The 21207-nt window shown below is 42.4% G+C and carries 21 protein-coding genes; 10 read left to right on the top strand and 11 right to left on the bottom strand.

Annotated features, from left to right (window positions below; translation table 11 throughout):
* Positions 1 to 408 precede the first annotated feature (408 nt).
* From cyoA to cyoE, 5 genes are read left to right on the top strand one after another with little or no spacing between them, the layout of a single operon-like run.
* Complete coding sequence (cyoA, locus tag OH455_RS05040; RefSeq protein WP_084720174.1) at positions 409 to 1296, top strand: ubiquinol oxidase subunit II; 888 nt, start codon at positions 409 to 411, stop codon at positions 1294 to 1296.
* Positions 1296 to 3332, top strand: coding sequence for a cytochrome o ubiquinol oxidase subunit I (gene cyoB / locus OH455_RS05035; protein WP_045974000.1), 2037 nt, complete (start codon positions 1296 to 1298; stop codon positions 3330 to 3332). The genes cyoA and cyoB overlap by 1 nt, the downstream gene beginning before the upstream one ends.
* A complete protein-coding gene (gene cyoC / locus OH455_RS05030) occupies positions 3322 to 3918 on the top strand; it encodes a cytochrome o ubiquinol oxidase subunit III (RefSeq protein ID WP_269980573.1) in 597 nt (198 codons plus the stop codon). Before cyoB ends, cyoC begins: the two co-directional genes overlap by 11 nt.
* Positions 3918 to 4229 carry a cytochrome o ubiquinol oxidase subunit IV gene (cyoD, locus tag OH455_RS05025; protein ID WP_269980572.1) on the top strand — a complete coding sequence of 104 codons (312 nt, stop codon included), beginning with the start codon at positions 3918 to 3920 and terminating at the stop codon, positions 4227 to 4229. The genes cyoC and cyoD overlap by 1 nt, the downstream gene beginning before the upstream one ends.
* 8 nt (positions 4230 to 4237) lie before the next feature.
* Entirely contained in the window at positions 4238 to 5104 is an 867-nt protein-coding gene (gene cyoE / locus OH455_RS05020) for a heme o synthase (RefSeq protein ID WP_269980571.1), read from the top strand.
* Between the two features lie 106 nt (positions 5105 to 5210).
* Here cyoE and OH455_RS05015 read toward each other — a convergent pair whose 3' ends face one another.
* From OH455_RS05015 to OH455_RS04985, 8 genes are all read right to left on the bottom strand, one after another.
* Positions 5211 to 5687 carry a hypothetical protein gene (locus OH455_RS05015; protein ID WP_269980570.1) on the bottom strand — a complete coding sequence of 159 codons (477 nt, stop codon included), beginning with the start codon at positions 5685 to 5687 and terminating at the stop codon, positions 5211 to 5213.
* Positions 5688 to 5689: 2 nt separating this feature from the next.
* Positions 5690 to 6577: a hypothetical protein gene (locus OH455_RS05010; protein WP_269980569.1), complete on the bottom strand. Its 888-nt coding sequence runs from the start codon at positions 6575 to 6577 to the stop codon at positions 5690 to 5692.
* A gap of 24 nt (positions 6578 to 6601) precedes the next feature.
* Complete coding sequence (locus OH455_RS05005) at positions 6602 to 8143, bottom strand: hypothetical protein (protein WP_269980568.1); 1542 nt, start codon at positions 8141 to 8143, stop codon at positions 6602 to 6604.
* A 2-nt stretch (positions 8144 to 8145) separates the two neighbouring features.
* A complete protein-coding gene (locus OH455_RS05000; protein ID WP_269980567.1) occupies positions 8146 to 8562 on the bottom strand; it encodes a hypothetical protein in 417 nt (138 codons plus the stop codon).
* 35 nt (positions 8563 to 8597) lie between these two features.
* Entirely contained in the window at positions 8598 to 9347 is a 750-nt protein-coding gene (locus OH455_RS04995; RefSeq protein WP_269980566.1) for a hypothetical protein, read from the bottom strand.
* A complete protein-coding gene (locus OH455_RS23390) occupies positions 9344 to 9835 on the bottom strand; it encodes a lysozyme inhibitor LprI family protein (RefSeq protein ID WP_443088586.1) in 492 nt (163 codons plus the stop codon). The genes OH455_RS04995 and OH455_RS23390 overlap by 4 nt, the downstream gene beginning before the upstream one ends.
* A gap of 132 nt (positions 9836 to 9967) precedes the next feature.
* Positions 9968 to 10708 (bottom strand): hypothetical protein, encoded by a 741-nt coding sequence (locus tag OH455_RS04990; protein ID WP_269980565.1) that lies wholly within the window; start codon positions 10706 to 10708, stop codon positions 9968 to 9970.
* Positions 10709 to 10786: 78 nt separating this feature from the next.
* Positions 10787 to 11824, bottom strand: coding sequence for a hypothetical protein (locus tag OH455_RS04985; RefSeq protein WP_269980564.1), 1038 nt, complete (start codon positions 11822 to 11824; stop codon positions 10787 to 10789).
* A gap of 369 nt (positions 11825 to 12193) precedes the next feature.
* On the opposite strand from OH455_RS04985, the gene OH455_RS04980 reads away from it, so the two are divergent.
* The 3 genes from OH455_RS04980 to OH455_RS04970 all read left to right on the top strand — a co-directional run bounded on the left by OH455_RS04980 (position 12194) and on the right by OH455_RS04970 (position 15740).
* Entirely contained in the window at positions 12194 to 13357 is a 1164-nt protein-coding gene (locus OH455_RS04980) for an AAA family ATPase (protein WP_269980563.1), read from the top strand.
* A gap of 135 nt (positions 13358 to 13492) precedes the next feature.
* Positions 13493 to 14248 carry an MBL fold metallo-hydrolase gene (locus OH455_RS04975; protein WP_269980562.1) on the top strand — a complete coding sequence of 252 codons (756 nt, stop codon included), beginning with the start codon at positions 13493 to 13495 and terminating at the stop codon, positions 14246 to 14248.
* Between the two features lie 118 nt (positions 14249 to 14366).
* Positions 14367 to 15740 (top strand): alkaline phosphatase family protein, encoded by a 1374-nt coding sequence (locus tag OH455_RS04970; protein WP_269980561.1) that lies wholly within the window; start codon positions 14367 to 14369, stop codon positions 15738 to 15740.
* A gap of 58 nt (positions 15741 to 15798) precedes the next feature.
* On the opposite strand, the gene OH455_RS04965 is transcribed toward OH455_RS04970, so the two are convergent.
* A complete protein-coding gene (locus OH455_RS04965) occupies positions 15799 to 16686 on the bottom strand; it encodes a LysR family transcriptional regulator (protein WP_269980560.1) in 888 nt (295 codons plus the stop codon).
* Positions 16687 to 16941: 255 nt separating this feature from the next.
* Between OH455_RS04965 and OH455_RS04960 the strand changes: the two genes are divergently transcribed.
* Positions 16942 to 18390, top strand: coding sequence for a coniferyl aldehyde dehydrogenase (locus OH455_RS04960; RefSeq protein ID WP_269980559.1), 1449 nt, complete (start codon positions 16942 to 16944; stop codon positions 18388 to 18390).
* Between the two features lie 43 nt (positions 18391 to 18433).
* Here the strand turns inward: OH455_RS04960 and OH455_RS04955 are convergent, their stop codons facing one another.
* A complete protein-coding gene (locus tag OH455_RS04955; RefSeq protein WP_269980558.1) occupies positions 18434 to 19837 on the bottom strand; it encodes a sensor histidine kinase in 1404 nt (467 codons plus the stop codon).
* Positions 19821 to 20495, bottom strand: a complete 675-nt coding sequence (locus OH455_RS04950; protein WP_269980557.1) for a response regulator — start codon at positions 20493 to 20495, stop codon at positions 19821 to 19823. Before OH455_RS04950 ends, OH455_RS04955 begins: the two co-directional genes overlap by 17 nt.
* 172 nt (positions 20496 to 20667) lie before the next feature.
* On the opposite strand from OH455_RS04950, the gene OH455_RS04945 reads away from it, so the two are divergent.
* Positions 20668 to 21168 carry a GlcG/HbpS family heme-binding protein gene (locus OH455_RS04945; protein ID WP_269980556.1) on the top strand — a complete coding sequence of 167 codons (501 nt, stop codon included), beginning with the start codon at positions 20668 to 20670 and terminating at the stop codon, positions 21166 to 21168.
* The last annotated feature ends 39 nt before the right edge of the window (positions 21169 to 21207 follow it).

The following is a 21207-nucleotide window of genomic DNA, read 5'->3' as shown; positions in this document are numbered from 1 at the left end:
TCGCGCTGATTGAGGTGGTGGAGGCCATTCAATCAACCTACATTTCTCTGAGTGACAAACCTATACCTATCCCTTACTTTTCAGGGCTTTCTTCTGTGGCACGTGATTGGTGTTGTGGAAGGTAATCCGCTGCAAACTCACGGTTCAATTTCATAAATGAAAGGTTAGTTTCCAAGTTCGACAGATGAGCTTGATTGTCGATCTAAGCATAATGCCCAGAATGTAACATTGTATTTCAAAGTGTAACAATTAAACCACGTTAATAGCGTGGTTTTTTACAGGGTATCTGTTGATGATCTGGCACTTTGATTTTCGATGTTGCACATGCTCAACACATAAACATTCTAATGACTATAACAACCGGCCTTCAGGCATTGCCCTGCAACCGGACAAACATCGAGAAAGTTAATGGAAGCCTCAAGATATAAACGCATCTTGTCGAGGGCAAGTTTGGTGATCGCCATTCTGCTGCTCTCAGGATGCAATTCTGCTTTGCTTGACCCGAAAGGGGCTATTGGTGTCCAGGAAAAAGAGCTGATTATTACTGCTCTGTTGCTGATGTTGATCGTTGTGATCCCCGTGATTCTGATGACGATTTACTTCGCCTACCGATACCGAGCGACCAACACCGACGAAGAGTATGCGCCCGAATGGGCTCATTCGACCAAGATCGAAGTGGTGGTATGGACGATTCCGATCATCATCATCGGGATTCTTGCCACCATTACATGGCGTTCAACGCATGAACTGGAGCCTTCTAAGCCTCTGGTAAGTGATGTGAAACCCATGACGATTGAAGTGGTGTCACTCGACTGGAAATGGTTGTTCATCTATCCAGAAGAACACATTGCAACGGTTAACTATGTTGCGTTTCCAAAAGATGTGCCAGTCAATTTCAAACTGACGTCAGACAACATTATGAACGCGTTCTTTATCCCACGCCTCGGGACACAGATCTACGCGATGCCGGGCATGGTGACCAAGCTCAACCTGATTGCTAACCATGAAGGCGATTACAAAGGTTTTGCTTCTAACTATAGCGGCGAAGGTTTCTCGCAGATGAAGTTTACTGCGTCGGCTATGCCTGATCGCGCCGCATTCCTGAACTGGGTGCAGAAGGTCAAAGCCAGCCCAGATCGCATCGAAGACTGGGAGCAATTCCGCTCTCTGGCAGCGCCAAGTGTCGCTGAGCCAGTGACGCTGTTCTCCAGTGTTCCGCCGTTTTTGTTTACTGATGTCGTGACCCAGCATCCTGGTTCAATGAACTGTTTGCCTGAAAACCAAGGACAATCGTAATGTTTGGAAGATTAACTCTCGATTCAATTCCATACCACGAACCCATCATTGTCATCACCTTAGCGATTGTTGCTCTGGTTGGCTTGGCAGTGGTTGGCGCGGTGACCAAAGCAGGGAAATGGCAGTACCTGTGGAACGAATGGTTTACGTCAGTAGACCACAAAAAGCTTGGCTTTATGTACATCGCAGTTGCGATGGTAATGCTGATACGCGGATTTGCCGATGCGGTGATGATGCGCAGTCAGCAGTTACTATCTTCTGCAGGAGAAGCGGGTTACCTACCGCCTCATCACTATGACCAGATTTTCACCGCGCACGGTGTGATCATGATTTTCTTCGTCGCGATGCCTCTGGTTATCGGCCTGATGAACATCATTGTTCCATTGCAGATTGGTGCTCGTGATGTCGCCTTCCCCTATTTGAACAACCTCAGTTTCTGGTTGTTTATTGTTGGTGTGATTCTGACCAATATGTCGCTTGGTTTAGGTGAATTTGGTCGTACTGGCTGGTTAGCGTATCCGCCTCTGTCGGGGATAGATGCTAGCCCAGGAGTTGGGGTCGATTATTGGATATGGGCCTTGCAGATATCTGGTGTTGGTACCACGCTGACAGGGGTGAACTTCTTCGCCACCATCTTGCGTATGCGTACTCCGTCTATGCCAATGATGAAGATGCCAGTGTTCACTTGGGCGTCTCTATGTGCCAACATCCTTATCATCATCTCGTTCCCAATCCTAACAGTCACGATTGCTTTGCTGACACTGGATCGATACCTCGGATTCCATTTCTTCACCAATGATCTTGGCGGCAACGTGATGATGTACGTCAACTTGATTTGGGCATGGGGTCACCCTGAGGTGTACATCCTGATCCTGCCAATTTTTGGTGTGTTCTCGGAAGTGACCGCAACCTTCTCTCGCAAGAAATTGTTTGGTTACACTTCATTGGTGTGGGCAACGGTAGTGATTACTATTCTGGCGTTTGTCGTATGGCTGCACCACTTCTTCACTATGGGATCGGGTGCGAACGTTAACGCCTTCTTCGGTATCGCAACCATGATCATTTCCATCCCAACTGGGGTGAAGATTTTCAACTGGTTGTTCACCATGTATAAAGGCCGCATCCGCTTTACTACACCAATGATGTGGACGGTGGGCTTCCTGATCACCTTTACTGTCGGTGGTATGACAGGCGTATTGATGGCAGTTCCGGGTGCTGACTTTGTTCTTCACAACTCAGTATTCCTGATCGCGCACTTCCATAACGTCATCATCGGTGGTGTGGTGTTTGGTTGTTTTGCGGCAATCACTTACTGGTTCCCTAAAGCGACGGGTTTCACGATGAACGAAGCGTGGGGTAAGCGGGCATTCTATCTTTGGATTGTCGGCTTCCTGATGGCTTTCCTTCCATTGTACGCATTGGGCTTTATGGGTATGACTCGTCGTTTGAGCCAAGACATTAACCCAGAGTATTTCCCTCTATTGGCGGTTGCGGCGGCAGGTACTGCTGTGATTGCGATGGGTGTGGTATGCCAGTTCATTCAAATTTACGTCAGTATCCGTGATCGCGAACAGAATCGTGATCTGACCGGTGACCCATGGGGTGGCCGTACCTTTGAATGGGCGACGTCTTCACCTCCGCCATTCTATAACTTTGCGCATTTGCCAAAAGGCGACGAGCTAGACGCATTCTGGTATCAGAAGCAGAGCGGTGAGTTCGACCCAACCAAAGAAGTGGAATACGAACGCATCCATATGCCGAAAAACACGCCAACAGGTATTTATGTGTCTGCATGGGCGCTAGTATTTGGCTTTGCGATGATTTGGTACATCTGGTGGCTGGCAGCTGCGAGTTTCGTCGGCATCATCGTGACCTGTATTCAACATAGCTACAACGATGACGTGGACTACTACGTTGAAGTCGAAGAGATAAAAGCGATTGAAGCGGAGCGCCGTGCTCAGTTTGAAGAAGCGAATAAAAAACCTGTGCAAGATGATAATAAGAAAGACGATCTGGAGGTGACGTATGCAAGCTAACATCGCGTCTCACGATCATGATCACCACGATACCAGCGGCAACAAACTGTTTGGTTTCTGGGTTTACCTGATGAGCGACTGCGTACTGTTTGCGACCCTGTTTGCGACTTACGCAGTACTAGAAAGCGGCTCGATTAGCGGGCCGACAGGTAAAGATATTTTCGAACTGCCATTTGTGTTCGTTGAAACCATGCTGCTGCTGTTCAGTAGTATCACATTTGGCTTTGGCATGATTGCGATGAAACGCAAAGATGTCGCGGGCTTAAAGCGTTGGTTGCAAGTGACGTTCTTGCTCGGGCTCGGCTTTATCTGCATGGAAGTGTACGAGTTCCATCACCTGATTGCTGAGGGCTACGGCCCACAGGCGAGCGCATTTTTGTCTGCGTTCTTCACGCTAGTGGGCACTCATGGCCTGCACGTGACGTTTGGTCTTATTTGGCTGGCGGTGTGCTATCACCAACTGGCGACGAAAGGCCTAAACGACAATATGGCGATGCGCTTTAACTGCCTGAGTCTGTTCTGGCACTTCCTAGACATTGTTTGGATCTGTGTCTTCACCATCGTTTATCTGTTGGGGGTTATGTAATGGATCAACATCTGGAAACGGGTGCGTCGGATTACGTTAAAGGTTTCGTTGCATCTCTGATTTTGACCGTGATTCCGTTCTACTTTGTTTGGGCGCAATCGCTGCCTGACACGATGACATATGTTGTTCTGTTCGGCTGTGCTTTGGTACAAATCTTTGTGCACTTTAAGTACTTCCTACATATGGAAGTGAAAACTTCCGATGGTCGCTGGAACTTAGTGTCACTGATGTTTACTGCTATTGTTGTCTTGATTCTTATCGCCGGCTCGGTGTGGATCATCTACAACATGAACGTCAATATGAAGCTGTAGGCCAGAGTATGCTGAAAAGTTATTTGTCTATTACCAAACCGGGCATCATTTTCGGCAACCTGATATCTGTTGCGGCGGGGTTTTTCCTCGCCGCAAAAACAGAGCACGCCAGTCTGCATTTGTTACTGGCGACACTCGCTGGTGTCGGGCTTGTGATTGCTTCAGGCTGTGTTGTGAACAACATCTTTGACCGAGACATCGACCAAAAGATGAAGCGCACTCAGAATCGTGAAACGGTCAAAGGTAACATCAATATCGATATTGCTTTTGTCTACGCCTTGGTAATGCTGCTTGGCGGGACGGCCTTGTTGCTTCAGCTCGCCAACCCGCTATCGGCAGTGGTAGTACTACTGGGCTACGTGTTTTACGTGTTTTTCTACACCATGTGGTACAAGCGTACCTCTGTGTACGGCACTTTAGTGGGGAGCATTTCCGGTGCAGTACCACCACTAGTCGGCTATCTGGCAGTAACAAACTACATCAGCCTTGAAGCCATTCTGCTGTTTACTATGTTCTGCTTATGGCAAATGCCGCACTCGTACGCGATTGCGATGTTTCGTATGCAAGATTATCGCGACGCGGGCATTCCAGTTTTGCCAGTGAAAGAAGGTATAAACAAAGCTCATCGCCATATGAAGGCCTATGTTGTGGCTTTTGGTGCCGTCTCACTGGCTTTATTCCTATTAGGAGAGGCTGGCTATGAATACCTAGCGGTTGCCGCTGCAGTGTGCTTTATGTGGACGCAGGTGACGTTTCGCAAGGTTGACTACAGCAATTACGTCCAATGGTCGAAATCGGTGTTTAAAGTCTCTCTGCTGGTGGTGATGAGTATAAGTGGCGTGCTGGGGCTGGAGCTGATTCCACTACCCATCTAACGAGTTAAGCGCTCCTTCCTCAACCTGCTAAGCCGATAACGGTTTTATGCCTGAGATATCCGATACCGGCATGTTTGTGTAAGCAGAGAAAGGACGGGGCGCTTTTTTATTGTTCGTAAGTAGATAACAGGTATTTTTTGACCTTTAGTAACGTATCGTATTTATACTCGCTTGTACTGCCATCAGAGTAGTATCCAGAAAAACCCTCTAAGTTGTTGTCCTGAGATATGTTGTTTTCACGTATCAGTGACCCATTTTCAAACTTGTACAGATAAGAAGTATATTGAGTCCCTTTTATATCGAAGTGGTTTACGTCCCAGAGTATTTGGACTAAAAGGTACGGGTTGTTTCTTAAGGATATCTCATCCATACCGTTGAAAATCGGCGGTCCTCCTTCAACAGTATATTGGTCTACTTTGGTGGTCTTACTTCCGGTAGTGATGGACAGAAAGTAGGGAGCGTACTCGTGATCCTGTTCGGAAATATCAATCCTATCCCCTTGTTCTGTCACCAATGTGGCAATTGAGAAAGCGGGAAATGCAGTGGCCATAGCGAATGCTACTAGGGTGTTTCTAATTTTCATGACTATTGAAAGCTCGCACCAAAATGAGGAGGAAATGGTTTGGAAACTGCTTTACATGTTCTAGAAAAGATGGATTTTCCATTATGCTCCACGTCCAAAGCATAGGTATCTAGAAATTCAGCAGTAAGCAAATCTACAACATCTATTGAATAGCTGAGAGTGTAATTGTATTTTCCTCTGTTGAAGAATACTTCTTGCGTCAGGCTATGGCCTTGAATTAAGCGCCAATCCAGAGGTTTTTCACCATCATTTGGATATTCAAGCTCAATATTATTTGGAACCCCATATCGATAAATAAAACTAGATCCTATGCCACATAAAGATACCTTCTTATTGTTTTCTAAAGTGCATGAGAAAACTTCTTCTGTACCTTCATTACACATAGATAGCTTGCTTGGTTTTTTACTAGAGTGAGAATACGTAGATAGTAGATATTCTTCTACTTGTGGTAGTTCTTTTAGTTGATATTGACCATTGCCACCTTCACCTTCGTTGTATATACCTTCGAAACCTTCTAGATTACGATCATTGGTGATTTTTTTGTTTATAGAAAGAATGCCATTTTCCAACGTATAAACGTAAGTTTTGTAAACCGTTCCTCTTAATTCAGGGTTTGCAACATTCCAGTATACGAGAACGATAAGGTTGTTAGACTTTTCTAAGCTAACTATCTTCATTGAATCGATTATAGGTCTTGCGCCTTCATGGGAATATTCATCAACTTTGGTCGTCTTACCTCCATTGGTTATTGATAGAAAATAGGGAGCAAACTCGTCATCTTGTTCCGAAATATTAATTCTATACCCTTGTTCTGTCACTAGTGTGTCAATTGAGAAAGCAGGAAATGCAGTGGCCATAACTAATGCTACTAGGGTGTTTTTTATTTTCATTCCGCAGTAAGGCCTCTAAGAGTGTCACTGACGCTCTATCTGATGAAGTGGTGGTAGTTCTACTTGCTCCCAGCTGCCCTTTTGCTCGGAGAAATAGATAAAAGAAGTCAAAATAGATTGTGTATTGTATAGGATGTAGTAGTTTTGGGACTCTACACTGCGTCCATTTATGGTCGCTTTCAACGTTGGTTTAGCTGCCATAAGATTGTCCAAAGATGAGTAGTTGATGGAAACATAGTTGTCACCATCTCGGTATTTTACGATCGTAATGGATAGTGGCTGCTTAACTTGACCATCAGCGGTTCTGGGTAAAGTATAATCTTCTTCCTCCCTGCTTACTTCAGAGATTAAGTACGAATAACTGTCCAATGCGTACCTCATATCGAGCTTTAGGCCGCAAATTGCATTCCTATTGAGTAAACCATTAAATTTGTTTTTACTGTTATTGTAAATGCAATTAATTTTGTCAGGATACATTGGGTGAAAGGTTAAATTAGCATTTCTTCCATTGCTATTGGTAACATCTAATGCAGGTTTGCCCTGGAAGTCAAAAAGGTTAACACTCGAAATATGAGAGACATCTAGTATGCCTGTATATAAGGTGTCATTTATCCAAAGTTGATTTTCGACACTTCTATAAACTGGTTTGGAGTGGGACACTGCTATCTTTGATGATAGGGGGTTTTCTACTATGCTATCTTTAAGGTGGTCAATTTTAAGATAGATGTACACTCTCTCAGGAATTTTATTAGATCGATTATTTTTTTTCATAAGTTCGTAATACATCTGGTAATTTTTTTTGGCCAGCTTGTTTTTCTTTAATGCCTGATATGAGTCTGCAAGATTTAGGTAGGCGACAGTTCTATTGGGAACTATAGCGATTAGATCTTCTAGAATATCAATCGAAGACTGGTGATGCCCTGCCTTAGAGATATAATAAGCTATATTATTATAATAAACTTGATTTTCCTTTTTTATAGGATATAAAGTACTCAAAAGCCTCAATAGATTTTGGCTTATAACTACTTCTTTTTGTCTAAATTTTCTTTCAATCTCTGATAAACCGTAGTCAGAATCAACGTCGACGTGACAATAGTCATTAAAACCCTTGTTACCTTCCACTGATAGAAAAGGCTCTAAGTCAGACACCATCGCATCTTCTAATAATATGTTAGTGTCCTTCTGACATGTTTTGGTTACTAAAAAAATACCATCTGATACATAACTAATATATGACTTTGTTTTAGTTATTTTAAACCTACCGCTTTCATATTTTATATATATATCAAATTGGCCTGAAAAATCATTGCCTCTATTAGTTATAATAAATCCATCTGATGTGGTTTTTATTTCCTTGAAAACACTGTATCCATCGATAGTAAAGTTACTAGCTTTGACGAACAAACTATTGTCTCTATAGATAAAAAGGTCGTTTTCTATAGGATTGCTTTTTATTATAAAGGATGAGTTTTTAAAATTTGCGTGAAAATATTTATCCTCAAAAGCTAAGGACGATTTCATAAAAATTAACTGAAACAATACAAATATCACATAAATTGACTTCATTATTAATTGCACCTTTGTAGTTTCAATATACCTTTATCGATAGGTAAGGAATAAAAAGGGAGATCAATCTTTTTTCCATCGGAATCGATTAACCCAAACCAATTAAGCGCGATTCCACTTCTTATTTGGTTTATTTGTGCAATCGGATATGTAGCATCTATTGTGTCAAATGGTATATCAAAGCCTCCTAGTCCAATATCTGATGATTTATAATATAGTTGAAAACTATCACCTTGATTCAGGAGTTGAGTTTTGATATATATTTGATTGGTTGCCAATTCAATCACTGCTTCACCATTCTCGATTAATACTTTTCCAGAAGGTTCATGAAAACCATCACACTCTAATGAATAATATCCATCAAAATTTTCAGTGGCTATGAAGCTAGATATGAGCGTGAATGTAAACAGTAAATTCATTTTTGTTATTCCTGTCGGTTTATATCAATCATATATTAATTTACGCTCACGAGTAATGAATCTTTTTTTAGATAGCCAATTGTATTATTATACTTTGCAAGTGCCCATTCAATATTGCCATCATAGTAATATTCGGTGATGTTAACTTCATCACCTTCAATAACGTAACTTCCGAGTCTGTTAAACTCGTTATCATAAAAATAGGAGCGATTGGTAGTGACTTTAGCATGGAGTCTTTGTCTTTTTAATATATCTTTCTCATGGCTAACTAAAAATTCTTCTTTCGAAGTTTTTCTCTTTATGTAAAAATCACCTACAATCTTGTCTTCATAACTTAGCAATAACTTTTCATTCTTTATTTTCCATACACTTTCATAAGTTTCTAAAGCTGAACTTCTATTACTATCAATAATATAGTCGTCGGACTGTTTTATATTACAGAGAGTAACTTCTTCCATGTTTTTATCCTTTATGTAAACGAAAGCATCTTCTGACTTGTTTAAGTGATATATTTTCCCACATTCATTGGCTCCGGAAAAGGTATCAGAGAGGTAGTAATAATTTTCATATGGAGTAGAGAGTTTTTTTATATCTATAAATTCATTTAAGCCACTGTATTCTAAATAAATATTTCTACAAATTTCATTCTCGCATACTCTGACAGAGGCTATGTTATTGTTAAATTTCATCCCCATTTCTGACTCCGAAGCGTGTAAAACAGAGGAAGAAAAAATGAATGTTGTGAAAGTAATAGTAACTATGTTTCCAGTAATATTGCTAATCACAACGATATTTCCTTATAATAGAAATTTAATCTCATTTCGCAAGATGATCTATTCTCTTTGTGTAGTTTTTTATTTATTCGACAACTTTTTTTTATATAATCATTCCATGATTTTAGCCTCTGCTCTACGGATGTATTATTATTTCCTCGACTGGATATTAAATAGGCCAACTCCACATTTTTATTTTCTATATAGTTAAACTCAATTAACCTTGCTTTGGTCACCCATGAATTGCATTCTGCGATTAAATACTTTGTCATTACGTCAGTAATGGGTTCACCGCTAGGAAAAAACTCTGCTACAGAACAAGCTTTATTCTTATAATTTATCCATTCGATCTGGGACTCTTTGAAATCTTCGCCTAATTCGAATGTTCTCAACTTATTTTTGAGAGCTTTGTACCGAGTATTGAGCTCTGTGTCATATTGTTTATATTCTGACTGTCGCTGTTTGAGTTTTTCTGCATAGTTATTGTAAAAATCATACATCTGATAAGAAAACGAGTAGTCAGAGTATGTGATAATTATCAAAGTAAATATTCTTAATACCAAAATCATATAGTTACCATGATTGTTATTTTAAATTAATCTCTTAATCTGAAATAATTAAACTGATTTTTACTAGTTAAGTGTTATATCTGATTCCAAAACATAGCCTTGAAAGCGGTCTGATTCCAGTTTATAGAATACGAAAAATTCAGACTCCATATACTCTTCTGTAGCACCAGTTACTATGATATCTTCATTTTCTTTGATAGATATCTCTTTTAATTTGGTAATGATTTTTTCTCCACTTTTTTCATTTTTAATATCATAAAGCCAAATTGTTTTTGAGTTTGATTTTATCGCTACTAACTTTCTCTTTCTAGGGTCTTCATCATAGGATATCATCATTTCTTTATTGTCTAATATCGAATAGTAATTACCCAAATTATCACTAAAATACATGTTTTCTAGCTTTATTTCTTTTTTATTTAGCTTGAAAGAGTACTCTATGCGACTACCAAACCCCATTGGCTTGTCATAAAGTAAAATAGTATTACCAAAATAGGAAATATCGCCACATAATGCGATCACGCTTTTGTCAGGAAGGCTTAAAGTTCTTGCTTTACCGTGGTCAATTTTGGATAACACACCGCAATTATTTTCGTTTCGTATGTAGACATAACTATTGAAGGGAGACGAAAGCCTCTCTAACCGATAGTTTTGTTCTAGATACCCAGATACACCTCTTAGGTCGAGTTCATTTATCACCTTTTTTTGTGAACTTTGACTAGTGTATGGATAAAGAACTCCACAGATAAGAATTAATAAAACTTTAATGACTGTGGTTGTTCTCCTTGTAGCATTAAATAATAGCATTTAAAGTTTATTTACTCCTTACGAATCAATTGAACGTTAGAATAATTATATAAATCGAGTTAAAGTTAACTCGATAAATTACCAATCCCCATTCCAATACTCGGTTCTTTGGATTTCAGTAAAAAATTTGAGATCTGGAAATGATTCGTATCTCCCACGTTTTTTTAAATCTTCTCGCTTAAAAAATACCCTGTCCCATTTACCATTTGAATTCTTTTTTTCTGCTGATAGTATTATATTTGAAGTTACATTCTTATATAAGTGTTTGTACTTTCCGATGTAAAAAAATATAGATTCATCGTTAACGGAACCGCCAGATTCATTAACATAGTAAAATTTTCTTCTAGAGCTTTCGCTAAAGGTCAATTCTACGTTGTCTATATTTCCGTATCTATATATAACATCCTGTTCATCAAGGCAAAATGATACTAGATTTTCATTCTCCAATACCACTGTTGATAGTACTAACTCATTTTTGTAGCAAAGTGATTGGCTATGAAGTTCTAATTTTATTTTGTAATTGTTTTTTAGGTGATTTAATCTTTCATTTATGACGTTATAATCAGAAATATTATTATTTTTCTTTAGAAGCTTATTCGATATCTCCATATAGAAAGACTTATTTTCATCGGTGATTGGATAGCATGCCATGTAACTTTCGATTGTAAAATCGATATCTTGATAATCAATATCACTGACCATCAGTTTGGGAGGCAGTTGCTCAGAATGATTAGGTATATTTATTTCTCCATAGGATGTAAGTAGCTTGCTATCAGTAGACCAGTTTGCCCCGCATACCTCACCACTATAGGTACCAATTACACATCCTGAATCCACTCTTACTATGTCACAATAACCTTTTATCTCTTCTGATTCTTTTCCTGATTCATCAACGTATGAGCTAATAAGCGTTTTTTGTATGATTATATTTTTTCTGTCTGGTGACATTGATATCGAGTCTGGATATTTATCTATTAAAAATCTATTTACTTCAGGATATAGATTAAACTTATCACCACGAGTAGAAATGAATTCTATATTATCATTACCAAATTTTAATACTTTAGCATTCAAGAAATTCGGAAATAAAACTATAAGTAATAATAATCTTACCAATGTGTCTTTCCTAATATTTAACATCGAACACCAACAAAAACTTTCTTTATTATTAAAAAATAAAGTGCTAAATATATTATATATTTTTTATAGATGTTCTTATAAAATTTCTTAATCAATTTAGAATATCAACAATTATATAAAACAAAGTCTGTATCGATCTAACCAAAAGACTAGTTAAAGTGCCCGATTGGCTATACCAAGTCACTAAATTGATAGATTTGTGCTGGACGTCTCACAAAAAGGTCTGGGCCATACTGTGATGCTCTTCAATACGCGGTGTTTGCATGACATCCAAAACTGCGAATGTTACGGTTGTCTTTGTCCAAAAGTAACAGGTGTATCGCTTAGCTCAGATGAGAGGGGACTATGATTACCGCGTTGGCGATTAAAAACTATCGTTCAATTCTAAATCTGGTTATGCCACTAGGCAGATTGAACGTGATAACGGGAGCTAACGGTTCCGGTAAATCCAATTTATATAAAGCTCTGCGTTTGTTGGCTGATACCGCGCAAGGTGGTGTTGTATCTGCGCTAGCAACTGAAGGTGGGCTTGATTCAACATTTTGGGCAGGGCCGGAAAAGATAACCAACTCGATGAAGCGAGGTGAACACGCCGTTGAAGCCACGGTTAGGCAGAGTGTTAAACGTCTCAAGCTTGGCTTCGCAACCGAAGAGTTTAGTTACGCGATTTCGTTGGGTTTACCAGCACCGACTATGTCAATGTTTGGTTTTGACCCTGAGATCAAACGAGAATGTATTTGGAATGGTCCGTTTTATCGACCTGCCAGTGCGTTAATAGACAGAAATGGCTCAGCAATTAAAGCGCGTGAAGGACGAAAATGGCAAGTCATTTCTAGCCATATTGCCACGTATCATAGCCTGTTTGATCAAATTGCCGACCCGATGGCCACGCCAGAGGCATTTATGCTGCGAGAAACGATTCGCGGCTGGCGTTTCTACGATCACTTCAGGACTGACAAAGACGCCCCAGCTAGGCAACCTCAGCTTGGCACTCGCACTTCGGTTTTGCATCATGATGGCCGTGATCTGGCTGCTACCTTACAAACCATTATCGAAATTGGTGATAAAGAGGTGCTTTATAAAGCCATCGACTATGCCTTTCCTGGCGCTAGCATCCGCATCGTCAATCAGGTCGATGGTCGATTTTCATTGGAGTTTTCCCAGCACGGACTTTTAAGGCCATTAAGTGGTGCTGAGTTGTCCGATGGGACTTTACGTTACTTGCTATGGGTGGCCGCTCTTCTCACGCCTCGACCACCAAGTCTGATGATTCTCAATGAGCCTGAAACCAGTCTTCATCCCGATTTGTTGCCCGCTTTGGCGCGTTTGATTTCTCACGCGGCCGAGAATACTCAGGTCTGGGTTGTGTCTCATGCTCCACGTTTGATTGCGGCGTTGTCGGAGCATCCAGAATGCAATGCTATTCAACTGGACAAGGAGTTTGGTCAGACGATTATTCCGGGTTTGGACCCTCTTTCATCGCCAAATTGGTATTGGCCTGATTCTTAAACAGAAAAAATCGTAATGTATTTTTTCTCCCTAAAAAGGGAATCAAATAATGGTCTATGCACCTCTCGTTAAACGTCAATCGCGACTAAACTCAACGTTACGTTCAATCAAAAGCGGTCTTTCTGGGAGGGCATAATGACAACCCAAAATATTCAGCACTTTTTTCATCCTCAATCCGGTAGCCTGAGTTATGTTGTGGCAGATTCGGACACCAATGAGGCAATAGTCATCGATCCTGTTGCTGATTATGATGAGGAAAACTGCCACATCAGTTTTGAATCCGCGCAGCAAATTATTGACCATATTGAACAAAATCAACTTCATGTCACCGCGATTCTTGAAACACATATTCATGCTGATCATTTGTCGGGTTCGTTCTATCTTAGTAAGGTACTACAAGCACCAATCTACATTTCTGATCATGTCAAAGAGGTGTACGCTAGCTGCAAGGATGATCTGTCACTCACCGATCTTTATCACTTTGAGCATTTCTTACTGGAAAATGAGCAACTGGATTTTGGCCATTCGCATATAGAAGTCTTGGAAACCCCAGGGCATCCGCCATCTGATCTAACCTTTAAGATTGGTGACGCATTGTTTGTGGGGGACTCACATTTGCATTTGCGAGAAGGGTCGCCGGTTGAAGCGACTGATCCGACGTATGAGTCTTTGGCGAAGATATACGAGCTCAAAGATTCGACTCAAGTCTACCTATGTCACAATGAGCCAAGCGGTTCAGACGAGTTGATTTATAAGACGACACTAGGTGATGAATTACACCAACAGGCCTCTGTTCATCAGTCTAGTGCCACAAGGCCAAAACTTCCGCCCCCGAAACTGATTAGCTCCGCGTTAGAGTACAATCTGACTGCAATGCGTCCACCTATGTAGTTCGCATACTGCTATCTTATTGAGTTTATTGCTTGTCAAAATTCATCGCCATATAACATTGATGTCATGAATGTTGTGTTAAATCGTCCGCGTGTTTAACTCCACAGGAATAACAATCATGGCACAAGGACTAACAGCGTTTCGTTGGCTAATTCTGCTGCTTTTTATGTTTGCTACCTCTGCGCAGGCGAGCAATAAGAAGGTTTTACTGGTCGGTATTGATGGCATGCAGTTTGAACATATCGGTAAATTGTCGACCCCTGCTTTTGATCGTCTCCAGATAACGAAAGCTTATGCTGGAGGTGTCAAAGGGCGATTCAGTGAACAGAAGACCAGCAGCGGCCCAGGTTGGACGACGATTCTAACTGGTGTTTGGGTCAACAAACATGGCATATCGAGCAATAGTGTTGGCCCCGCTGATTCTGAATGGCCGAGTATCTTTCGTCAGGTTCACAATGCTAACGACCAAGCTCAGATGTATTCATTTTCGACCTGGGGAACGATTAATACACTGTATTTCCCTGCAGATATGCCTCTGTTGACAGCTCATTCTGAAGGGGGCGGTGACGATGACAGTGTAAATCGAACCTTGGATGTTCTGAACTCTCAAAGCCCTGATCTAATTTTTATTCATTTGGATGAGCCTGATAGTGCAGGTCATAGCCATGGCTGGGGTGACGAGTACGATAAATCAATTACAGACAGCGATGCTAGGCTGGCTAAACTGCTAGATGCGGTTGAGAAACGCCAGCTTGAAAAGAATGAGGATTGGTTAGTTCTGGTCACCACAGATCATGGCCGCAATGCTAGAACAGGCGGTGGTCATGGTAACCAGACTACGAGTGAAAAGACCATTTTTATTGCTTCCAACCAAACTTTGCACAACCACTATCAATCTTATGTTTCGGTAGCGAACCAAGACTTTGACGGCCTGTATAACCTGCCAGCTCAAACCTTTATTGTGCCAACGATTTTAGAGTTTCTCGGTATCAAGCAAAATCGATTACGCCTTGATGGCTTTCCTCTTGTTGGCGATATAGAGGCGAACAAGAGGAAAGCCTATGCCACGATTGAAAGTAAACGTTGCGGTTTGGAGTGGGATGCAGACAAGGGCTCTCCGATCGCGCTAGCCAGCTATGAGCATGTGGCAAAATTTGATTGTAATGGCTCAGCCGATCCTGTGCAGGTCGAAGACGGTTACATCTACGCCAATATTTACGGCTCTTCCTGCGGATTGCAATGGCATGCCGCCAAAGGCACACCAAGCCCAATGGGTAGTAATGAGCATATAGCCAAGTTTGATTGCAGCAATGACGGCGACCCGCTGTCTATTAGTAGCAGCTACATTTACAGCCTGATTGAGAGCAAGCAGTGCGGTTTTGAATGGAATGCGAAAAGTGGTGTACCGACGACGTTAGGGGGTGACGAACATGTCGCTAAGTTTGATTGTGATGGTAACGCGGACCCACTCAGCTTCGAAGCAATGCGTTAACGAAATCATCTGATGATTTGGCCTGAAGCATTTACGTTCAGGCCAGTGTTGGCTGAACTTAGCCTCCAGCGAGCGCGTTAGCTTCCAGAATCTTAATGAATTTGTTGACTGCTGGAGTGTACACCGCTTCTCGCCGTGCTATCCACGATGACTGCCAGTAGATATTCGATTCTAGTGGAATCTCAGCCAACTGCTGTTCTTGAATCTCGCGGGAAAAGAGCAGTTTCGGGCCCGCGGTGAGAAAGTCTGATGTCTTGACCAGAGATTTCGATGTGGTGTAGTTATCGCAGGTGATCTGGACGAAGTCACTGTTGAACTGACTTGAGTGATGGCTTTTGAGTGTGTTACCCGCATCAGGCGCAATCACAGGGTACTGTTTAAGCTTATCCCAATTGGGTTTCTTGTCGCTAAACAATGGATGCTCTGGACGAGCGACAAACACTATAGGCGCACCTTGTACAGGGGCGGAAATCAGCTCATTGGGTAAGTCATCAATGTTAAATGGTCCTACAGCGACATCGAGGTGGCCATCCATTGTCATAGTGAGCAGTTCACTGGCATTCGCGGTTTTGAGTAACGTCTTGACCTGGCTGGTTTGCTCGACAAAATCCAATAGGACTTTGGGAAAGTATAGTTGCTCAATGATAGGCCCAACACCGATATTCAGCTTACCGCCTTCTAGAGAAGCAAGTCGTTCGACGTGTCGGCACATGGAGTCCAACTTGGCCTGCACCAACTGTCCGTTTTTTATCAGGTAGTTAGTCACGTCAGTCGGTTGCATTCCTGAGCTATGACGGAAAAACAACTTTACATTCAGAGTCTGTTCCAGTCGTGAAATACGCTTGCTCAAAGTTGGTTGCGACATATAAAGCTCGTCAGCAGCCTTGTTGATACTGCCCAATTCTGTGACTTTCTGCAGTAGCTTTATATCCGAAACATCAAGCATAGTTCTTCTCTTCAATTGTCGACCACATAGCACATTAGCAAATGAGTCAGTGTGGGTTGGTTTCATGGCTATTGATTGTATGCCACTGGTAGAGTTTGGCTAATGAAGGATCTTTCCAACACCGACAAACTTTGTGCATAGCTACAGTATAAACTTGGTTATTCCAATTTTTGGTAACGGGTAAGAAAAATATTCAATTATTTTATTGCCGCTCTCTTCGTATAATTTGTGTAAATCAGATTGGAGGACAGAATTATGACAGCCGTAATGATAGACCACTCACACTCTTCATTTGACAACCTAAATCAGGTGCTTGACGTTCAGAAACAAGCATTTGCAGAAAACCCAATGCCAAATGCAGATGAGCGTATCGCTAAGCTGAAAAAGCTGAACTACGCGGTGTTGGACTACAAAGATAAGCTTATTGAGGCTGTCAGTGCTGACTTCAGTAACCGTAGTTCGGCGGAAACCATGATGGTGGAAATTCTTGCTGCATTGGAAGGTATTGCATACAACAAAAAGCATTTACGCAAATGGATGAAAGCGCAAAAACGCCATGTGCCTCTTTCCCTTAAGCCGTCTCGGGTTGAGGTGAGATATCAACCACTCGGTGTGATTGGCATCGTTGTCCCTTGGAACTTCCCGATTTTTCTTGGTTTATCACCGCTTGTCGGTGCTCTTGCGGCAGGCAATCGAGCCATGATCAAAACATCAGAATTTGCTCCGAACACGTCTACGGTAATGAAAGAGATGTTGAGCTCTATTTTTGATGAGAATGAAGTGGCAGTCGTGGAAGGCGATGTTGAGGTCAGCAGCGCGTTCACCAAATTACCTTTTGACCACCTGGTGTTCACGGGAGCAACCAGCGTGGGCAAATTGGTGATGAAGTCTGCGGCAGAGAACCTAACGCCTGTAACACTGGAGCTTGGAGGGAAGTCGCCCGCTATTATTCATGATAGCTACTCTGCCAAAGAAGCGGCCAAACGTCTCGCATTTGGTAAGGCGATTAATGCGGGTCAGGTATGTGTGTCTCCTGACTATGTGTTCTGTCATCACTCTCAAGTGGAGGAGTTTTGCGAGGCATTTAATGAAGTGTTCGCCAGCCGCTATCCAAGCATGAAAAATAATCACGACTACACCGCGATCATTAATGAACGTCAGTTGAGCCGACTTCAGCATTATCTACAAGATGCACAGGACAAAGGCGCAACATTAATTGAGATAAACCCTGCAAATGAAGACTTCTCGGGCACTCGAAAAATGCCAATGACGCTTGTGCTTAATCCAACGACCGACATGTTGGTGTTGCAGGAAGAGATATTTGGTCCGATTCTTCCGGTTATCACCTATTCGGATATGTCGGAAGTGACTGAGTACGTTCAAGCGGGCGAGAGACCACTAGCGCTGTACTACTTCGATGATGATCAGCGCCGGGCAAATCAGCTTCTTGATACGACTCATTCTGGCGGTGCTTGCATCAACGATTCTATGCTTCATGTGATGGCAGATGATATTCCTTTTGGCGGCGTGGGTGCATCAGGAATGGGACATTACCACGGTAAAGAGGGTTTTCTGAATTTCAGCAAAGCAAAAGGTGTGGTGAAGAAAGGAAAAATCGATCTTGCGAGTATGATTGCTGCCCCATGGGACAATAAGATGTTTAATTTATTGGTTAAGTTCCGCTTATGGCGCTACAGTCGATGAGCTATGTAACACATGAAAAGGGGACGCTTGTCCCCTTTTTGTATCAATGACTGTTTGAGTTTGCGGTCAATGTAATCGTAAATGTACTGCCTTGATTCGGTTCAGACACCAGTTGAATGTTACCACCTAAGTTATCAACCATAGCGGCGGCAAGTGATAGGCCTAGCCCGTAACCTTCAATATTGCTGCGGCTTGCATCGATGCGGTAGAGCCGTTCGAAAATCAAATCCTGATACTGTTTGTCGATACCAATGCCCGTATCTGAGACAAGAATCTCAACCTGATGATCACTTGTTTTATGCGCCTTTAGACTAACTTTACCGCCCATTTCGGTGTATTTAATTGCGTTGTCGACCAAATTAACCAGCGCCTGAGTGAGTTTTTCTGGGTCTGATTGAATGATGAGATTGTCGTCAGCCGTTGCCTGCAATTGAATCTGTTTGTCATCCGCTACGTCTTCATACCAGCTCACGACGGTTTTCAGCACCTCAGAGACATGGGTTGAGGTGCTTTGTTGCTCACGTTTGCCAGTGACTTCATCGTTGAGCTTCATCAAAGCAGTAAGCATATTGTTGGCTTGCATGGCGTATTCAGCGCAATCAGATAAAGCGTGCTCCATTTGCTGAGTGTCTTTGTTGTCTAACAGTGCGGATTGTGAACTGAGCGTGATCCGTGACAAGGGGGTACGGATATCATGAGCAATAGCATCGACGGTCGTATTGAGTGTGGTGGTGACATGGTGAAGCCGGGCGATAGCGTCATGCACACTGGCACTGATGACGCTCAGTCCTTGTGGCATAGCGGCTGGCTTGTCCGTCATCTCTAATTTGCCTTGGCTGAGCCTGTCTAGAGAGTCTCCGAGTGTCACCAGTGGTGACATCGCACTGCGAATAATGCGGTGAGTGAACAAGGTCGTGATAGCAACCAACACAATCAACGCATACAAGGTCATCAGCCATTGTTTGTAGGCGATGGCGTAACGCGGTTGATTGTCGAGAACTAACCAAAAATCCAGAGTTTCTCCTTTAATCTGCAGCGATATATATGGGTTAAGAATGAAAGCCGTGAACCAGGATTTATCACCAGTGAGGTACTTATCGAGTTGGATGTCGGCTGGCAAGTTGCTATCACCAGCGACAAAGTTGGGTCTGGCAGCACGCTCTTTCGAAATGGAAAAGGCTGCGATATTGTTTTCAATCAGGCGATGCGGATTGGCCGTCAAGACGTGAATCAGTTGATCGGCTGAATCGTAGGTAAGAATACGCTGGTATTCCGTGGCCATTGAGTTGAGGATTTTCTTCTCGGTGCGATATAAATCGAAGAAGAACATCACACCCACCACGACTTCAACCAGTATTAGGCACAGCAATAAGAGCGCCATAAAACGCATCAGTAATGTGTTGCGTGCCTTGGCCAGTGCCTGCTCAATGTTATGACTTGAGGACATAGCCAACCCCTCTGAGTGTATGAATTAATGGGCTATCAAAGCCTTTGTCCACTTTGCTGCGTAAACGACAGACTAGGACATCCACTACATTGGTCTGCGGATCAAACTGATGGCCCCAGACTTGCTCAAGAATAGCGGTTTTTGAAAGGACGGTTTCAGGGTTTTCCAGCATCAGTTTGATCAACATGAATTCTCGTTGATTGAGTTGAATCGAGGTGCCATTTCTTTCAAGTGAGTGCTTGAGCAGATCCAGAGATAATTCGCTATAGCTCAATTGATAACTTTGGGCAGTGTTCTGCTGACCTCTGCGGGTCAATGACTGACAGCGAGCCAGCAGTTCCGGAAAAGCGAATGGCTTAACAAGATAATCATCCGCCCCCGATTGCAGCCCTTTAACTCTTTCATCAACAGAGTGTTTTGCGCTGAGGATGAGAACCGGTGTTGTATAGCCTTCTCCTCTGAGTTGAGCTAAAACTTCAAAGCCATCTTTCTGTGGCAGCATGATGTCGAGCACAATCACATCGTAGGATTCGCTGATGGCTTGGTGTAACCCGTCAATGCCATTGGTGGCGTGTGTTATGGTACAGCTTTCCTGCTGGAAGCCATTGACAAGAAAGCGTGCAATGTGGGTGTCATCTTCAATCAACAGTATTTTCATCAGCGGTCCATTTCCTCACTCTCCCTAAACAGTCTTTCATACTCTACCAATAACCTTTGATGAATTTAACCAAGATTACAGTTTTGTAATGATTGAGAAAGTCTTCAGTAATCGAGCCTTGGTTAGGATGTACCTGTTTGAATCAAACAAGGTCTATCTCGTAGGAGTGAATATGAAAACTATCAAACTTAGCGTACTAGCAGCGTCTTTTGGCTTCCTTTCCATGTCTTTTAATGCGTCAGCCGCAGATAAAGGCCACACAGTAGCAGTAACGCAAATTTCCTCTCAGTCCGCTTTCAGTCTGGCAAAAGAAGCCGTTCACCAATGTGAAGCGAAAGGCTATAAAGTATCAGCGACAGTGGTTGACCTATCAGGCAATGTACTGGCTCAACTTCGCTCAGATGGGGCAGGCATCCACACCTTAGACAGCTCACGAAAGAAAGCCTTTACTGTCGCCAGCATGAAACAGCCGTCAGGTAACCTGATGAAGTTGATTGCTGACAAGCCAATTTTACAACCTTTGCAAAACATGGACGATAACTTGCTATTCTTAGCGGGAGGCGTTCCTGTTCAGCTTGATGGCAACCTCATAGGGGCTGTTGGTGTAGGTGGAGCGCCAGGTGGTCACCTAGATGTGGAATGTGCCGATGCCGCGATCAAAAAAGTGTTCTAATTTGAGTTGATCATCGGCTTTCACTGCATTCAATGCCCC

This window comes from Vibrio sp. T11.5 (assembly GCF_027587155.1).
In the GTDB taxonomy this organism is placed as follows: domain Bacteria; phylum Pseudomonadota; class Gammaproteobacteria; order Enterobacterales; family Vibrionaceae; genus Vibrio; species Vibrio neptunius.
The sequence above is the reverse complement of the archived record's forward strand: the minus strand, read 5'-3'. Positions and strand labels throughout refer to the sequence as shown.

Coding starts and splice junctions, on each gene's coding strand:
- OH455_RS05000 (WP_269980567.1), bottom strand. CDS start 8,562: ATGAATTTACTGTTTACATTCACGCTCATATCTAGCTTCATAGCCACT.
- OH455_RS04965 (WP_269980560.1), bottom strand. CDS start 16,686: ATGCTTGATGTTTCGGATATAAAGCTACTGCAGAAAGTCACAGAATTG.
- OH455_RS23390 (WP_443088586.1), bottom strand. CDS start 9,835: ATGTATGATTTTTACAATAACTATGCAGAAAAACTCAAACAGCGACAG.
- cyoD (WP_269980572.1), top strand. CDS start 3,918: ATGGATCAACATCTGGAAACGGGTGCGTCGGATTACGTTAAAGGTTTC.
- cyoC (WP_269980573.1), top strand. CDS start 3,322: ATGCAAGCTAACATCGCGTCTCACGATCATGATCACCACGATACCAGC.
- OH455_RS05015 (WP_269980570.1), bottom strand. CDS start 5,687: ATGAAAATTAGAAACACCCTAGTAGCATTCGCTATGGCCACTGCATTT.
- OH455_RS04950 (WP_269980557.1), bottom strand. CDS start 20,495: ATGAAAATACTGTTGATTGAAGATGACACCCACATTGCACGCTTTCTT.
- cyoE (WP_269980571.1), top strand. CDS start 4,238: ATGCTGAAAAGTTATTTGTCTATTACCAAACCGGGCATCATTTTCGGC.
- OH455_RS04960 (WP_269980559.1), top strand. CDS start 16,942: ATGACAGCCGTAATGATAGACCACTCACACTCTTCATTTGACAACCTA.
- OH455_RS04975 (WP_269980562.1), top strand. CDS start 13,493: ATGACAACCCAAAATATTCAGCACTTTTTTCATCCTCAATCCGGTAGC.
- OH455_RS04990 (WP_269980565.1), bottom strand. CDS start 10,708: ATGCTATTATTTAATGCTACAAGGAGAACAACCACAGTCATTAAAGTT.
- cyoB (WP_045974000.1), top strand. CDS start 1,296: ATGTTTGGAAGATTAACTCTCGATTCAATTCCATACCACGAACCCATC.
- OH455_RS04945 (WP_269980556.1), top strand. CDS start 20,668: ATGAAAACTATCAAACTTAGCGTACTAGCAGCGTCTTTTGGCTTCCTT.
- cyoA (WP_084720174.1), top strand. CDS start 409: ATGGAAGCCTCAAGATATAAACGCATCTTGTCGAGGGCAAGTTTGGTG.
- OH455_RS04955 (WP_269980558.1), bottom strand. CDS start 19,837: ATGTCCTCAAGTCATAACATTGAGCAGGCACTGGCCAAGGCACGCAAC.
- OH455_RS05010 (WP_269980569.1), bottom strand. CDS start 6,577: ATGAAAATAAAAAACACCCTAGTAGCATTAGTTATGGCCACTGCATTT.
- OH455_RS04980 (WP_269980563.1), top strand. CDS start 12,194: ATGATTACCGCGTTGGCGATTAAAAACTATCGTTCAATTCTAAATCTG.
- OH455_RS05005 (WP_269980568.1), bottom strand. CDS start 8,143: ATGAAGTCAATTTATGTGATATTTGTATTGTTTCAGTTAATTTTTATG.
- OH455_RS04970 (WP_269980561.1), top strand. CDS start 14,367: ATGGCACAAGGACTAACAGCGTTTCGTTGGCTAATTCTGCTGCTTTTT.